Raw genomic sequence first — 17842 nt, 5'->3', positions numbered from 1 at the left:
AAAGCTCGGCCGTGCCCGCGCCCAGATCGAGATCCAGCATGAATGCCGTCCCCCGCCCGGCCACCTCAGGCGCGTCGGAGTAAGACACCATGTCCCGCCCCACGCCGCCATCCACGGTGTCATTGCCACGACCCGGAATGATCCAGTCATACCCGCCCAACCCATTGATCTGCTCGTCATCCGGCGTTCCGTACAAGGTTTCCGTGGCAGGAGTGCCGTTGATCACCCGGAGCGTGCCGAACTGAACCCCACCACCCGGCAGGACTATTTTTTCCAACTGACTGACATTTGTGGCATCCAGCCCGATGGTCACATCCGTTGTGCCATCGCCATCACTGTCCACCTCGATGCGATCCGCAAAGAGCGCCGCTGTCGCCGTTGCACTGGCGTTTTCAAACAGCAGGGAATCCCCGGCCTCGAAATTCACGATACGGTCGCCATCCAATTCCGCCGCCTGATTGGCCGCATAGACATCCGCCCCTGCACCGCCATCCAGGGTATCCTCGCCCAGGCCCCCGAACAGGAAGTCATCCCCGTCCTCACCAAAGACACGGTCATCCCCCAATCCGGCATTGATGGTGTCATTGCCACCGCGACCATAGATCTGATCGAACAAAGCGGTGCCGGCGATCGTGTCTGCGTTGTTGGTGCCAAGGATCGTGCTGGAATCCACCCGGATGCCAAAGGTGTCCGAGTTTTCGGCTCCAAGTGCATCCCGCGCCGTCAGCGTGACGTAATACCACCCTGTCGCAACACCTGAGAGATTGGCGTCAAATCTCTGGGATGAGGGATCAAAGTTCAGCCAGCTCGGCAGCGCCGAACCGTCTGACATCTGCGCGCTGAAGGTGACAAGGTCCACATCCGCAAAGGCCCCGGAGGCATCCAGCGAATAGGACGTCCCCTCACGCCAGTATTGCGTGTCGACGTCATCCACCAATGTCGGTGCGTCATTGAACAGGACAATCGTGGTGTCATCAAAGATGACCCGCTCGACCTGCACCAGCGAATCCCGCCCGTTCAAGGTCGTGCCACCAGTGTGCTCGATATAGCTGGTCGCGTTGCTGCTGGCGCCCTGGGTGATGGTGTATTCGCTCGAATTGCCGCTGAAGATGGCGTAGTCGGTGTTGCGCCCGCCCGAAAGGTAGTCATCCCCAAGCCCGCCCCGCAGGGTGTCGTTGCCATCCCCGGCATAAAGCTGGTCGTTGCCGCTGCCGCCATCCAGGCTGTCATCGCCATCGGCCCCGTTCAGGTAATCGGTTCCGGCATCCCCGTTGAGCGTATCGCGCCCGTCTTCGCCATAAAGCTGGTCAGCGTCATCGCCGCCGTTCAGAAGATCGTCATCGTCGCCGCCATACAGCTGATCAGCGTCGACCCCGCCATTGAGCGTGTCATTGCCTTCATCGCCATACAGAGAGTCACGGCCGACCTCACCCAACAGCAGATCAGTGCCTTCATTGCCGTACAGATGGTCGTTCCCGAAGCCACCGCTGATCTCGTCATTCCCGGCATCGCCGACACCGGTGTCATTGCCGTCCTGCAACGCAATGGTGTCGTTGCCACGCCCGCCATAGATCTTGTCGTCTTCGGTAAAGCCCAACAGGCTGTCATCGCCATTCAACCCGACGATGGTGTCATTGCCGACCCCGCCGTTCAGCGTCTCATTGCCATTGGTTCCCCCCAGGAAATCGGGGTTTATGGTCGGGGCGCCAAAAGCTCCATTGACCAGGTAGATGTCGGTCGCATTGTTTATGGTCGCATTGTACATCGCCACAAACGTGCCGGTCATCGCGCCCTGCAGGATGAGCGTAACATCCGTGCTGTCCGTCAGCACGCCGTTGCCGTTGGTGTCCACATGCAGCGTCGTGTTGGTGCCATCGAACGTGGTCGAAATGTCCACATCCGAGAAGCGATAGGATTCGACCGTAATACGATCCCCGATTGTGAAATCGGTGATGATGTCCCCCTGCAGAGACCCGGTATTGCCACGGAATGTGTCATTCCCGGCCCCGCCGGTCAGCGTATCTACACCCACGCTGCCGCCACCGTTCAGCGTGTCATTGCCCGCGCCGCCCAGCAACAGGTCACTGTCCGACCCACCATTGAGGCTGTCGTCATCGTCGCCGCCATCCAGAGTGTCACTGCCGGATCCGCCCACCAGCGTGTCATTGCCCGACCCACCAGCCATGTCATCGCTGTCATTGCCACCGCTGAGATAGTCGGCGCCTTGATCACCGCGCAGCGTGTCTTCACCACCCGAGCCATAGAGCTGGTCGTTGCCTTCGCCTCCTTCGAGTACATCTGCGCCCTCGGCCCCGTTAAGGTAGTCACCGCCATCCCCGCCAAGCAGCAGGTCATTGCCCTCGCCGCCATAGAGCTCATCGTTTTCGATGCCCCCATCCAGCGTATCGTTGCCGTCTTCGCCATAGAGGTCATCATTGCCCTCGCCACCCGAGAGGCTGTCGTTGTTGTCGCCCCCCCAAAGGGTGTCACCGCCAAACCCGCCATCCAGCGTGTCGAGCCCTTCGTCGCCATAGAGCCGGTCGCTGCCAAAGCCACCCGACAACTGGTCATCCCCGGCATCCCCGGTCAGCTGATCGTCACCATCATCGCCGGACAGGGTGTCATTGCCGCGCCCCCCAAAGAGGTGATCATCCTCGGTGCCGCCGCCCAGGCTGTCATCTCCTTCCAGGCCGATCAGCGTGTCGTTGCCCACATCCCCAAGCAGCGTGTCGGCACCGGATGTGCCGGCGATCTCATCGGGATCCGTTGTGGTCGGCCCGGACACGCTGGTCGAGGGCGGCACCAGAGTGATGTCCGTCGCACTGCCTGCAGTCGTCTGATAGGTCGCCGCCCAGGTACCCGAGAACGTGCCCTGCAACAGGATGCTGAAATCATTGAAGCCCGATGTGTTGCCATCCCCATCGGTGTCGATGGACAGCAGCGTGTTCCCGTCCGCGTTGGTGGAACTGTAAATATCCACGTCGGTAAACCGGACAAGCTCGACACGGATTCGATCCTCGGTGGTGAAATCGGTGATGATCCCGCTGTTGAAATGGCTGTAATTGTCGGTAAAGACATCACGGCCCGCACCCCCGGTCAGCGTATCATTGTTGTTCCCGCCCGACAGGGTGTCGTTGCCCTCGCCGCCGGACAGGCTGTCATCCTGATTTCCACCATCCAGGCTGTCATCCCCGGTGCCGCCGGTCAGCGTATCGTTGTCACTGCTGCCGAATAGCGTGTCATTGTCTGCGCCGCCCTCCAGCAGGTCGTCCGCCGTCCCGCCGACCAGGTAATCATCCCCGATCTCACCCCGCAGCGTGTCGTTGTCACCGCCGCCATAGAGCTGATCATCGCCCTCGCCGCCTTCCAGCGTGTTTTCGCCCTGGCCACCATTCAGATAGTCGTTGCCGGCATCCCCGCGCAGCAGGTCCGCATCATCGCCACCATAGAGCTCGTCATTGCCCTGGCCACCATTGAGCGTGTCACTGCCGGCATCGCCGTACAGATCATCAGCATCTTCATTGCCATCCAGGCTGTCGTCCCCGATGCCACCACGAAGGATGTCGTTGCCTGCGCCACCCGAGAGCGTGTCGTTGCCCTCGTCGCCATGCACGCTGTCGCGACCGGCATCACCGCTCAGCACGTCATTGCCAACCCCGCCGGTGATATTGTCGTCGTCATCGCCGCCGCTGGCCACATCGTCGCCTGCACCCGCGTTGATCGTGTCGTTGCCTTCGTCGCCGGAAATGTTGTCATTGCCGCCCAGGCCGATCAGCTCGTCATTGCCTTCAAAGCCCGAGATGATGTCGACCCCGGCCGACCCGCTGAGGTTGTCGGCATTGTTGGTGCCATTGATGACCCCGCCGGTGCCGCTGACCAAAAGGATGTCGGTGAAATTGGCTGTGCTCAGCGTGGCAAAGGTCTCGGTGAACAGCCCGTTCAGCGTGATCGTGCTGTCTGCAACACCGTCACCGGTCGCATCGATTGCCAACGTCGTGTTGGTGCCATCATCCGTCAGGGTCAGGTCGGTTTCGTTGAAGGTGGCAAGATCGACCCGGATCCGATCCCCCAGTTTGAAATCGGTGAACGTGTCGCCATCCAGATCACTCAGGCGCCCCTTGAACACGTTGTCGCCGGTGCCGCCCGTCAGCGTATCACTGCCGGTGCCCCCGTTCAGCGTGTCATTCTCGGCCCCACCATCCAGGCTGTCGGCGTCACTGCCGCCCTCCAGGCTGTCGTCACCCGCGCCACCAAGCAGCGTGTCATCGCCGCTGCTGCCCAACAGCGTGTCTGCATCGGCGCCCCCGTCCAGCAGGTCATTGTCGGCCCCGCCTGACATGTAATCGTCGCCCCCGTCGCCGCGCACCGTATCGTCCCCGCTTGAGCCATAGAGCTGGTCGTTGCCATCCCCGCCCTCAAGCAGGTCATCGCCGTTGCCTGCATTCAGATAGTCGTTGTCCAGACCACCCGACAACTCGTCGTTGCCCTCGCCGCCATAAAGCTCATCGGCCCCGGCCTCGCCCGACAGGCTGTCGTCGCCATCCTCGCCATAAAGGTCATCGATCCCCTCGCCGCCGGTCAGGTTGTCTGCGCCATCGCCGCCGCGCAGCGTATCGCGCCCCTCCCCACCGATCAGCGTATCGCTGCCTTCGTCGCCCCAGAGCCTGTCGTCGCCATCGTCACCGCTCAGCAGGTCGTTGCCGATGCCACCGGTCAGCTCATCGTTGTCGGTGCCCCCCGACATCGTGTCGTTGCCAAAACCACCATAGGCATAGTCCTCGCCTGCGCCGGTATTGATGATGTCACCGCTGGCCGCACCCGAAATCGTGTCGTTGCCGGCCTGCCCCTCCAGCAGGTTGCCCACATCCGTGCCGACAAGATCGTCATCGCCTGCCGTGCCCACAGACGAACCCGTGCCGCTGGGTGCCTCGAGGCGAATGTTGGTGCCCTGCAAATCGCTTTGCGCAATCCAGGTCCCCGCATAGGCGGTGCCCGCCAGGGTGATGGTGGTATCGACCGTGCCATCGCCCGTGGTATCAACCCGCAGCAGCGTGTCGCCATTCAGTTCGGCGGTGGAAATATCGACATCCGTGAAGCGGACATTGGTGAGGCGGATCATATCCGATCCACCGGTGAAATCCGTAATCCGGTCGCCATCCAGGTGCCCGGGGCGGTCGGCAAACACGTCATTGCCCACACCGCCGGTCAGCGTGTCGGTGCCCGTCCAGCCGGTCAGCGTGTCATTGCCTGCCCCGCCGGTCAGCGTGTCGCTTTCACTGCCGCCATCCAGGCTGTCATCCCCGTCGCTCCCATCGATGCGGTCGCTGCCGGAGCTGCCCAAAAGCGTATCATTGTCGGCGCCGCCATCCATGATGTCATCGCCGCTGCCGCCACTGACATAGTCGTTGCCCGCATCACCGGACAGGTTGTCATTGCCGCTGGATCCATAGAGCTGATCGTTGTCTTCGCCGCCCGACAGGGTGTCCTGATCGTTGCCGCCATTGATGTAATCGTCACCTGCGCCGCCGGACAGGCTGTCATTGCCATCTTCGCCATAAAGCTCGTCATTGTCGGCACCGCCATCCAGGGTGTCAAACCCTTCGCCGCCATACAGATCGTCAGCGCCTTCATCCCCATTCAGGCTGTCATCCCCGATACCGCCACGCAGCGTATCAGCTTCGGTGCCGCCAGACAGCAGATCATTGCCCGCGTCGCCGTTGATCTCATCGCGACCCGCGCCGCCCAGAACGGTGTCATTGCCCGCATCACCGCGCAGGAAATCATCGCCGTTGCCGCCATCGATCTGATCGTTGCCCTCACCGCCAAAGACATCGTCATTCCCGTTGCCTGCATTGACGATATCGTTGCCTTCGAGAGCGGTCAGCTGGTCATCCCCACCCAGCCCGTTCAGGCTGTCGCTGCCGTTGGAGGCAACATAGGTGTCGGCATTTTCGGTCCCGGTCCAGATCCCGCCCGAAAGCGACGGCAGGAAGATCTCGGTGAAATTCGCAGCCGTGATCAGCTGGAAATCGCCGGGCGTGTAAGCCCCCTGCAGGGTAAAGAACAGATCGTCCGTCAGATCCTGATTGGTATCAATGGCAAATTCCGTATTGCCACCCGTTACGGTGATCGTGACATCTGCATCGAAGAAGCTGGAATAATTCAGCCGGATCCGATCGCCAGCCGCAAAATCGGTGATGATATCGCCGGCCATTTCAGTGGTGCGGCCAACAAACAGGTCATCCCCTGTCCCGCCGGTCAGCGTATCGACCTCGTTGCCGCCGCCAAGCGTATCGTCGCCGGCCCCGCCTTCCAGCAGGTCGTTGCCGCCACCGCCATCCAGGCTGTCGGCGCCATCCTCACCCAGCAGATGGTCATCGCCCGAGCTGCCAAACAGCGTGTCTTCATCCGCCCCGCCACGCAGAACATCGTCATCGCTGCCGCCCGAGATGTAATCCCGTCCGGCATCGCCGTTGATCGTATCGTTGCCGGAGGAGCCATAAAGCTGATCACCCAGATCGCCGCCCGAGATCAGGTCCTGATCTGTGCCGCCCTGGATGTAGTCGACCCCGGCGCCGCCTTCGATCGTGTCGTTGCCCGCTTCCCCATAGAGCTCGTCACCGCCAAGTTCGCCCAGAATGCTGTCGGCGCCATCGCCGCCATGGACCTCGTCATCTGAATCCCCACCCGACAGGGTATCGTCGCCCCGGTCGCCATAGAGGGTATCCTGGCTGGCGCCCCCGGAAATGCTGTCCCCGTCGTCGCCACCATAGATCCGGTCCTGACCGCCATTGCCCGCCAGCGTATCGGCGCCGTGATCGCCCGAGATCACCTCACCCTGAGCGCCGCCCTCGACGCTGTCGTTGCCCAGGCCGGCCATGATGGATCTGGTCGCGGCATCCCCCGTCAGGGTGTCTGCGCCCGCGTTGCCAAGGATGGTGTTTGCCCCGCCGGCCGCAATCGCGGATGCGCTGGTGGTGTCGGCAATGGTGCCGCGCACAGGGTTGCCGGAACTGCCAAGGCCGGCTGTCGGATAGGCGCGGATGGTGGTGTTGGTGCCATCGGTCACGGTCAGGAAATCCGCGGTGATGGTGCCGGTCAGGGTGATCACCGTATCGGCAACCCCATCACGGTCCGTGTCGATGGTCAGAATGGTATTGCCACCGGCATAGCTGACCGTGACATGACCATCGTCAAACCGGCGCCCTGTCACGGTGATGGCGTCGCCTTCGGCGGCCGCATCCGTGACCGTGAAATCGGTAATCGTATCGCCGTCCAGATTGGTCGCCTGATCGATGAACAGATCAATCCCGGTGCCACCGGTCAGGGTATCGCTTCCCTGGCCGCCACTCAGGCGGTCATCATCAGCGCCGCCATCCAGGCTGTCATTGTTTGTCCCGCCCGAAAGGGTGTCCTCTCCGGCCTCGCCACGCAGCGTGTCGTTGTCGCCGCCACCGATCAGGTTGTCATTATCGACGCCGCCCTCAAGCAGGTCATCGCCCGACCCGCCACTGAGGGTGTCATTGCCGCTCTCTCCTCGCAGGGTATCGCGACCGGAATCGCCCGAAACATAATCATTGCCGTCGCCGCCCAGGACCAGGTCATGATCCTGCCCCCCATAAAGCTGGTCGGCCTCGGTGCCGCCCGACAGGGTGTCATTGCCCGATCCGCCATACAGCTGGTCCGAGCCGGTATCACCGCTCAGCGTGTCATTGCCCGCATCCCCGTGCAGGACATCGTTCCCCTGATTGCCGATCAGCGTATCATTGTCGGCCCCGCCGCGCAGCGTGTCCGAGCCTGCCTGAGAGACCACGGAATCCGCGCCGGACCCGCCATCGGCAAAATTCCGTGTGCCTGTGCCGACATCAATCGTGTCTTCGCCCGAGCCGCCATAGATGCTGTTTGATCCCGAAACGCCATCGATGCTGTCATCGCCGGCATCGCCGACCAGCCAGTCATTGCCCCCATCGCCTGAAATCGTGTCATTGCCCGCCCCGGCATAGATCGAATCGTGATCTGCCCCACCAGACAGGAGATCCGCGCCCGTGGCCCCGATGATGCGGTCATCACCTGCACCGCCATCCAGGGTATCCGCCGCAAGGGTTCCGTTGAGTTCATCATCCCCGGCGGTCGCCGTCCCACCCGGGGCCGGTACAAAAACGATATCGCTGAACGTCGGCCCGGCCAGCGCCGCGAAATACCCGGTCGCAAATGTTCCGGTCAATGTGACCGACGTATCGAAACCCGGTGTTTCATCGGTGTTGATTTCGAGCAGCGTTGTCCCGCCCGTGGTTGTTCTTTGAAAGCTGTCGTCAAACAGAAAGGACCCGGACACCCGCACCACATCTTCGGAGGTGAAATCCGTGATCAGATCCCCGTCCAGCCCAACCGCATCATCGCGAAAGACATCGGCGCCCGCGCCCCCGGTCAGGGTATCGGCCCCCACGCCCCCCGAGAGCGTATCAACACCCGCACCGCCATCCAGGCTGTCATTGTCCGCGCCCCCCGACAGCAGGTCGTCATCCGCTTGCCCAAGGAGCGTATCCGCCCCGGCCTGACCGATCAGCTGGTCATCCCCGTCTCCTCCGGACAGGCTGTCTGCCGAAGACGTTCCAAAGATCACATCACTGTCAGGGGTACCGTTGAATGTCGCCATAAAACTTTATCTCCAAGCAGGCCAAAGACCGTCGATTAACGCCAGGGGGGTTGAAATTTGTCCTGCACTATCCGCTTACTACGAGACATATGTCAACGAACAAGAGGCCGGGACACGCATGATCTGGGCAAGTGGTGACCGTCGGCCACGCACCGCGGTGTTTCCGGTGCACCATTGATCTCGTCCATGTTTTGTAACATGCAGCAGTCCCAGTGATTTCAAAGCTTTCTGATCAGATATGGCAAACGTCGTTTTTCACATAGGCGCCCACAAAACAGGCACCACCTACCTGCAGTCCCTGTTTCATCTGAACCGGGACCGTTTGGCACAAGACGGGATTCATTACCCGTACATCGGCCCCAATACCGCCCACCACGTTCTGGCCGCTGTCTGGCAAACCATGCCGGACGTTCCAAAGGCCTTTTTCAAGGCCAACACGCCCGAAGATCTCTGGCAAGATCTCATTGAACGCTATGCCGATGCCCCCGGCACGCTGTTTTTGTCCGCCGAGAATTTCTCGCGGTTTTATCCCGAACCGGTGGACATGGCCGCGCTGGCCGAGCGCCTCTCGAGCTTCGAGGATGTCAAGATCGTCTATACCATGCGCGCCCAGGCCGAGCTGATACAGTCCCTGTGGCTGCAACTGGCGAAATCCGGTCATCCCCAGGCCATCTATGCGTATGTGCGCAAGGCTCTGGAACAGCGTCGGAGCTTTGGGATCCGCATTGATCACAACGCAATCTATGACACCCTGCTGCAAGGCTTTGCCCCCAGCCAGATCCATCTGCTGGATTATGATCAGATCCGCCGTGCCCCTGGCGGGATCGGCGGAAGCTTTCTGACCCTGCTCGGCAGCAGCCTGACGGTGGACATGCTGGATGCCCCACCCCCGGACGAGGCCAATATATCACCCGATCCCCTTGCGTATTGGATCGCTTGCCAGATTGTGCGGCAGGGCCTGCCCCCGGCGCATCTGGTCCATGCGGCCACCGATATCTTGTCAACAAAAGGGGGCCCGACCAGCCTGCTGGCCCGTCATGAATACGCCAAGTTCTCGACGCGCTATGCCCCCGCCAACGCGCTTCTGGCAGAGCGGGTGCAGGAGTGGCAGCCGGGGTTCACCTTTCAGGAGCCCGGGATTCCCGACGACCTGCTCTATCGCGAGGAAATCAGCCAGATGCAGTGGATCGACCTTGCTGCCGCGGCCTATGCGCTGGACGGCACGGCAACTGCGTCCCCTGAGAGAGGGTCTCGGATCCACAAGACACTGAAATGGTTCAAGAGCAACGGCACCTGAGGTCGGCCCGTCGCCAGCTGAAAGCAAATCTTAACATGTTTTAATAGAATGCGGCGTTCATGCCCCGCTTTCGCCCCGTTTTGGCACATCTCAAGGCACCAGTCCTGACCCATTCCTGACCCATGCGTGGGGGCGCATGAGTGGAAGTGGGTATGGGGTTTTTTTCGGTTGTCCAGACGATCTGGTCGGCACATCTGCCTGAATTGAGTCAAACGGCCCGGATCGACATCACGGCGGGGGCGTCGCCCCAGCTGCTGGTTCATGATCCGGTCAGCGGTCAGCGCGCCAGCCTGGCGTTGACGGACGGGTTGCTGAATCCGGCGCAGGCCGGACGTGCCAACCTGTCGCGCGATCAGCAGGACTTTACCTTCAACGGTCAGACCCGATCCCTGGACGGCGCCACGGTCGACCGACTGAGCGGGGATCACAGCAGCTGTACCGCCTATCTGGACGGTGTGGGCTTTGCCGGAAATCTCGTCTCGCTGCACCGGGTCACGCTTCAGGGTCAGGATTACCTCCATGTCGCGGCCCAGGGGCAATCCGGAGTGAGCACCTATCGCATAGCCCCCTCGGGCGCCCTCAGCCATGTCGGCACACAGAGCGACTCGGCCAGCCGGTATCTGAAAGGGGTGGTGGCCCTGGACAGCATCACCGTCGACGGCACCTCTTATCTGGTGGCCGCGTCGCAAAGGGAAAACGGGCTGACCGTCTTTACCCAGAACACCAACGGCACCCTGCGCCAGGTCGCGGCGTTCGGCTTTGCGGAACAGCTGCCGGTCGATCAACCCACGGCAATGGAAACCGTCATGATCGGGGATCGGGCCTTTGTGCTCCTGACCTCGTTTTCCAGCTCGTCCCTGACCGTTCTGGAGCTGGATGCGCAGGGTGAACTCAGATTTGTGGATCAGGTCAACGACACCCAGGATACCCGCTTTTATCGGGTGAGCGCCCTGGACACGATCACGCTGAACGATCAGGTGCTGGTGGCCGTGGCGGGCGCGGATGGCGGTGTATCCCTGTTTCAGATGTTGCCTGGTGGGCGGTTGATCCACCGCGACACCCTGATCGACGAGGTTGGCACCGCTCTGGGGGCTGTCAGCCAACTGCGCTTTGTCCCCATGGGCGACCGGGTCGAGCTGTTCGTGCTCAGCCCCGGCGACAAGGGGTTGACCCGGCTGGCCCTGGATCTGGGACCGGCAGGCACCGTGACCCAGGGGCCCACCGGCACATCGCAGAACGACGTGCTCAGCGCCCTGCCCGGCGGCTCGCAGGTCAATGGCTGGGCCGGAGATGACATCCTGATCGACGGCTCCGGGTCCGACGTGCTGACCGGCGGATCGGGGGCGGATGTCTTTATCTTTGCTCCGGATGGCAACCCCGACACGATTGCCGATTTCGACCATGTCCGGGACAAGATCGACCTGTCTGCCTTTTCGGGCTACTACCGGATCGAAGATTTCCAGGTCACCCCATTGGAAAACGGGCTGGTCCTGCGCTGGCAGGACGAGACCCTGACCATCTACAGCGCTCGGGGCGGCAGCCTCAGCCCGACGGTGCTGACCCACAGCAGCCTGTTCAACAGCGACCACGTCATCATCCCCGACCCGCTGCCAACCCTGGGCAGCGGCGCCAATGATGTCTTTGACTGGGCCAATGGGCCCAGCACCGTCGACGGTGGCGCCGGGTTCGACACGCTGGACTACAGCATGGCCCCCACCGCGGCCTCTGTTGACCTGATGGACAACGCCCGCAATGCCGGGGCCGCAACCGACGATGTCCTGCACAGTATCGAGGGTCTGACAGGGACCGGCGGCAATGACACCTTCCGGGGCACGAACCAGGCCAACACCCTGACCGGCGCGGACGGACATGACCTGCTGGAGGGGCGCGGCGGCAATGACTGGCTGCTGCCCGGCCGCGGCAATGACACGCTGGACGGCGGGTCCGGCACCGACATGGTCAGCTTTTCCGACTATGGCGCCTTTGTGCGGGTCAACCTGGCCGCGGGCACCGCAACAAGCGGCAGCGAGACGGACATCCTGTGCCAGATCGAGGATGTCACCGGCTCCATCTATGGCGATGTCCTGCAAGGGGATGCGGGCAACAACCGCCTGCGCGGCCTGGGGGATTACGACTGGTTCATCGGCACCGATGGCAACGACAGCTATGACGGGGGCAGCGGTCGGGACATGATGTCCTATGTCTATGCCCCCGGCGCGGTCACCGTGAACCTGGGCACCGGGCGCGGCACCTCGGGCCAGGCCGCAGGCGACACATATACCTCGATCGAGCGGGTCACCGGCTCGATCCATGGCGATCTGTTCTACGGCTCGGACGGCGAGGAGGATTTTCGCGGGGTTGGGGGCTATGACTGGTTCATCGGATCCGGTGGTGGCAAGGATCGCTATGATGGCGGATCAGGCTCGGACACCGTGGCCTATTGGCAATCCAGCAGCGGCGTGAGCGCCTCGTTGCTGCTGGGGCGCGGATCCCACGGCGATGCGGCCCGCGATCTTTATACCTCGATCGAGAACCTGGGCGGGTCGAACCATGACGACCACCTGACCGGAGATCACGGCCGCAATTACCTGCGTGGGTATTACGGGCGCGACACGCTTCTGGGCGGCGGCGGGGTGGACCGGCTTGAAGGCGGGGCCTCGGACGATACGCTGGATGGCGGCTATGGCTGGGACTATGCCCTCTTTTCCGGCCAGCGCAACGAATACGCCATCTCGACTCGGGGTGATGTCACCACCGTCACACATCTGAGCGGCAGCGATGGCACCGATACGCTGATCAATATCGAAGCCCTGCAATTCAGCGACGACCTTTTTTATCTGTAACGCCCATTCGCTGAAACGGGCTCCGAAAAAGACCGCGCTTTTCGAAATCTCAGCGCGGGCGACTACCGCTGAGCTGGCGTGCCTCCCCGTCTTGCATGGCCAGAGGCCCCTCTGTGCCCGCTGCCCTCAACGCAAAATAATATGGGCCAAAACCAGCGCATAGCTTGCCAAAACCAGTTCCTTGCAGGGTTGAAAGATGCTTTTGTTGCGGCAAGTAATCAGGTAAGCCAAAGACGTTGAGCAAATAGACTTGGGAGACTTTCGCTCATCAGATTTAAATACGCGAGTTGTCAACTTCGTTTGAACTTCTCTTCTTTACCAGTCACCCAGCCCTTAGCGTCACACATGGTCTGTCAGTGGCGCCAGAGCATAAAAGACTATTGGGTTTCAACACTGTGAATCAATTACACGTCAATGAAAGCAAGCGTCACGAACTCATTGATGCGCGCAAGTCCGGCACGGCCCTGATCTGGGCTGTTTTCCTGTTCAGCATTTTTGTGAACCTGCTCATGCTGACGGGCCCGTTGTTCATGTTGCAGGTCTACGATCGCGTTCTGGGCTCCCGCTCCGAAGAGACGCTGGCCGCCCTCTTTGTGCTGGTCGGGTTTCTCTATTTTTTCATGGGCCTGCTCGATTACGCACGGGGCCGCATCATGGCCCGCTACGGGGCAAACTTTCAAACCTCCCTTGACCGCACAATCTTCGAGGCCAGGCTGTCGCGGATCCCGGACGGCTCGCAAAGCAAGGGAGCGGAGCTGAAAGATCTTGAATCGATCCAGACGCTGACCGCCTCTCCGGTGTTTCTCGCGCTGTTTGACTTGCCCTGGTCCCCGCTCTTCCTGTTCGCGATCTTTGTACTCCACCCGATGCTGGGCTGGACGGCCTGTGCAGGCGGCGCAGTGCTCGTGGTCATTGCCGTGCTGAACCAGTTTCTGACCGTGCGCAAAACACAAAGGGCCAATGTCACGTCGTTTCAGGCTCAAAGCCTGGCAGCGCAAGCCGAACATGCCCGCGATGTGGTGCAAAGCCAGGGGATGCGCCATGCCGTGTCCGAACGGTGGCACAAGAAACAATCTGCCGCGCTGGATGATCGGATCAACGCAGCCGATTGGGTCGGCAGCTTTACCACAAGCAGCAAGGCGTTTCGCCTGTTCCTGCAATCGGCGATCCTGGCCGTCGGGGCCTATTTCGTGCTCCAGGGCGAGCTGACTGGCGGCGCGATGATCGCGGCATCGATCCTTTTGGGGCGGGCCCTGGCGCCGATCGAACAATGTCTGGGACAGTGGCAGGTCTTTCAGCGGTCGCGCCAGGCGTGGTCCTCTCTGGATGCGCTTTTGTCGGCGACACCCAAGGCGAAACCCCTCACGGCCCTGCCGCGTCCCAAGGCGCAGATCCTGGTGCGCAAGCTGGTGGTTGTCCCGCCGGGCGGATCGGCGCCCACCCTCAAGAACCTGAACTTTGGCGTGAACCCCGGCCATGCCCTTGGCGTGATTGGCCGCAGCGGATCAGGCAAATCCTCGCTTGCAAAGGCGCTGCTGGGGATCTGGCCCAGTGCCAGCGGTGAAATCCGCCTGGGCGGGGCCGAGCTGGACCAATATGACCCCGACAAGCTGGGCCAATATATCGGCTATCTGCCCCAAAGCGTGGCCCTGTTGCCCGGAACCGTTGCGGAAAACATCGCGCGCATGTCAGCCAATGTTGATGGCGACGCCGTTGTTGCGGCGGCCAAACGCGCCAATGCGCACGACATGATCCTGACCCTGCCCAATGGCTATGACACGCAGCTTGATGGGGATCAGAGCCACCTGTCGGGTGGACAGAAGCAGCGTGTGGCCCTGGCGCGCGCGCTGTTCGGGGACCCCGTCATTCTGATCCTGGATGAACCCAACTCTGCGCTGGATGCAGAGGGATCCCAGGCTCTGAACCAGACCATCAGGGAATTCAAAACCGAAGGCAAAGCCGTGATCATCATGTCGCATCGTCCGCAGGCCATTGCCGAATGCGACACGCTTCTGGTGCTGGATCAAGGGACGGTTGTCTCGTTTGGACCGCGGGACGAGGTGATGAAAGCCCAGCTCAAGAACGCCGATCAGATCAAACGCAACCTGAATGCACAAGCGGTGGCGAAATGACCAAAACCAAAACGCAACGCCCCGGATACCGAAGCTCGACAATGCCGATGATCGTTGGGATGACGGCCCTCGTCCTCTTGGTCGGCGGTCTGGGTGCCTGGGCCACCATGACGCGCCTGGCCGGTGCGGTGGTTGCAACCGGCATCGTCGAGGTGGAAACAAATCGTCAGGTCATTCAGCACCCCGAAGGGGGGATCGTTGGCGAAATCCTGGCCAAAGACGGCCAGGAGGTTCAGGCCGGTGACGTTGTCCTGAAATTTGATGACACCCTGCTGCAACTCGAGATGTCGGTGGTCACAGAGCAGCTGACAGAACTGGCGGCCCGCAAGGCGCGCATGGCAGCGGAACGGGATGAGAGTTCCGAGATAACCTTTGATCCCTGGCTGATTGAAGCGGCTCAAACGGATGCCAAGGTAGCGGATCAGCTGGACGGACAAAGAAACCTGTTCGAGGCTCGGCTGCGCACGACCGAACAACAGGTCGAGCAGCTGGGCAAACGGATTCAGCAATACGAGGCCTCCATCACCGGGATAAATGCACAGCTCACCGCACTTCGCACGCAGTTGCAATTGATCGAAGGTGAGCTTGAAGATCAGAACACGTTGCTGTCCAAGGGCCTGACCCAGAACAGCCGTGTCTCGGCGTTGCAACGTGAACAGGCGAGCCTTGCAGGGCGGATCGGGGAGCTGATCTCGGCTATCGCCCAGACCAAGGGACAGATCGCAACCAGCAAGATCGAAATCCTGCGCTTGAAAACCGCACGCCGGGAAGAGGCCATCGCCACGTTGCGGGATCAGCAGTTCCAGACCATCGAGCTGACCGAACGAAAACTGGCGCTCACGGAACGGTTGGGCCGCCTGAGCGTAAAGAGTTCCGTCAACGGTGTGATCTACGACAGCCAGGTTTTTGCAGAGCGCGCCGTGGTGCAGCCCGGCGCACCGCTCATGTACGTCATTCCCCAGGACCAACCCCTGATCATCGCAGGGCGCGTCGACCCTATCCACATCGACCAGGTCTATCGCGGCCAACCCGCCGGCCTGCGGTTCTCGGCCTTCGAGCAACGCACCACACCCGAGCTTTTTGGCAATGTGATGGAAGTGTCTGCCGATGCCCTGCCCGATGATGTCACGGGCCAACCCTATTATCGGGTCGAAGTCCTGCCCAAAGAGAGTGAGATGGTCAAACTCGGGGACAACACCCTGCTGCCCGGCATGCCGGTCGAGGTCTTTATCAAGACCGATGAGCGCACGCCGCTAAGCTATCTGACCAAACCCTTCACGGACTATTTCAACAGGGCCATGCGCGGATAAAGCGTAAACGTACCAGTTGAAGCGTGACCGAGCGATCTAACTACCCTGATACTTTTCAGGGCGCATGATAGCCTTCTCAGACAGGATACATCCTCTCGCACCTGGACAGTGAATTACACGATCCAAGGGTAATTTTTCTACCGGCACGATTGGTACGTCAAACAATCTCCAGGTCCCAGATGCGTGTGGTGGTGTCGTCGAACTGCAGATATTCCACCGAATCCAACAGGTCGGTGCCGTCCGCCCCCACCACGGTGATCTCGCGCGCCGAGGTGCGGGTGATGGTGTAATCCGCCAGATCGCCTGCAAACACCGCCCGGTCCGTGCCGTTGCCGCCAAAGAGCATGTCATCGCCTGCGCCGCCGGTCAAAACGTCATCCCCGCCGTAGCCAAACAGGACATCATCCCCCTCCAGACCCCGCAAGTGATTGCGCCCATGGTCGCCCGATAGCTCATCCGCATAGGCAGTGCCGGTCAGGTTCTCGACATCTTCATAACGATCCCCCGTCGCCGCTCCGGTCCAGCCGCGCCCGTTCTTGAGCGAAGCGCTGATGCCAAGGTTCGCGCCCGCATAGGACACCGTGTCGATATGCCTGCCGCCATCGATCACATCCACGCCCCGTCCAGCGGCAATCCAGTCGTGACCGGCCTTGCCATAAACGGTCGCACCGCCATCCCCGATCCGGATGACATCGGAAAACCGCGAGGCGGACAGACCTTCGATCGACACCAGTTGATCGGTCTCGACGCCAACCATGCGCACCTGGTTGGCGCCCAGATCTGCCACCAGCCGGGCTGTGGCATCGACATAGGACACAAAGTCGATCCCATCGCCGCCATCCAACGTATCCTGGCCCGCACTGCCCTGCAGCCAGTCATTGCCCGAGCCCCCCTCGACAAGGTCATCCCCCTCGCCCGCGAACAGAAGATCAGCACCAAGCCCACCAATCAGGATGTCATTGCCTGTCCCGCCTGACAGGCTCTCGTCGCCTGCCCCACCATCCAGCGTATCGTTGTCCGCGCCGCCGATCAGGGTGTCATTGTCCGCGCCCCCGGTCAGGATGTCCGCCCCGGCCCCGCCAGACAGGCTGTCATTGCCGGAACTGCCATTCAGCGTATCGTCGCCAGCGGCCCCCACCAGCGTGTCATCGCCAGCGCCACCGCCCAGAATTTCGTCACCCGCGCCCCCCGACAGGCTGTCATCGCCCGGGCCACCATCCAGCGTATCGTTGTCGTCTCCGCCAATCAGCGTGTCGTTGCCATATCCGCCAATCAGGATGTCCTCGCCGATCCCCCCCGACAGGTTGTCATTGCCAAGCAGACCGTCCAGCGTATCGTTCCCATTCAATCCGAAAAGAAACTCATCCTCGTCCCCCCCCCGCAGCAAATCATCGCCATTGGTGCCAGTGATGCGCCGCAAACCGCCCAGAGCAAGGGGCTGCACTGCACCAGCCGGGCTGGCGGCAACGGGTGTATTCGTCTGGAGAGACGGCTGAGAAACAACGTGCACGGCAGAGGGCTGCGTCATCGGAAAACCTTTCAAAAAATCAGTTGATTATTGTTGAATAGACTTAAATTAAGTCTCGAAGTGAGAGCAACCCAAA

At 61.4% G+C, this 17842-nt stretch carries 6 protein-coding genes; 4 read left to right on the top strand and 2 right to left on the bottom strand.

Annotated features, from left to right (window positions below; all coding sequences use genetic code 11):
* Positions 1-8656 (bottom strand): putative Ig domain-containing protein (locus tag TRM7615_RS24085; RefSeq protein ID WP_207775269.1); only part of this gene is annotated, 8656 nt, incomplete at its 3' end.
* 238 nt (positions 8657-8894) lie between these two features.
* Between TRM7615_RS24085 and TRM7615_RS24080 the strand changes: the two genes are divergently transcribed.
* From TRM7615_RS24080 to TRM7615_RS24065, 4 genes are all read left to right on the top strand, one after another.
* Positions 8895-9953: a sulfotransferase domain-containing protein gene (locus tag TRM7615_RS24080; RefSeq protein ID WP_108792530.1), complete on the top strand. Its 1059-nt coding sequence runs from the start codon at positions 8895-8897 to the stop codon at positions 9951-9953.
* 152 nt (positions 9954-10105) lie between these two features.
* Positions 10106-12796, top strand: a complete 2691-nt coding sequence (locus TRM7615_RS24075; protein WP_108792529.1) for a calcium-binding protein — start codon at positions 10106-10108, stop codon at positions 12794-12796.
* Between the two features lie 395 nt (positions 12797-13191).
* Positions 13192-14928 (top strand): type I secretion system permease/ATPase, encoded by a 1737-nt coding sequence (locus TRM7615_RS24070; protein WP_108792532.1) that lies wholly within the window; start codon positions 13192-13194, stop codon positions 14926-14928.
* Positions 14925-16238, top strand: a complete 1314-nt coding sequence (locus TRM7615_RS24065; RefSeq protein WP_108792528.1) for an HlyD family type I secretion periplasmic adaptor subunit — start codon at positions 14925-14927, stop codon at positions 16236-16238. The genes TRM7615_RS24070 and TRM7615_RS24065 overlap by 4 nt, the downstream gene beginning before the upstream one ends.
* A 157-nt stretch (positions 16239-16395) precedes the next feature.
* Here the strand turns inward: TRM7615_RS24065 and TRM7615_RS24060 are convergent, their stop codons facing one another.
* Positions 16396-17766: a calcium-binding protein gene (locus TRM7615_RS24060; RefSeq protein ID WP_108792527.1), complete on the bottom strand. Its 1371-nt coding sequence runs from the start codon at positions 17764-17766 to the stop codon at positions 16396-16398.
* Positions 17767-17842 lie beyond the last annotated feature (76 nt).

It is taken from the genome of Falsiruegeria mediterranea M17 (genome assembly GCF_900302455.1).
GTDB classification, from domain to species: domain Bacteria; phylum Pseudomonadota; class Alphaproteobacteria; order Rhodobacterales; family Rhodobacteraceae; genus Falsiruegeria; species Falsiruegeria mediterranea.
Note: the sequence above shows the minus strand (reverse complement) of the source record. Positions and strands in the feature narration are given on the sequence as shown.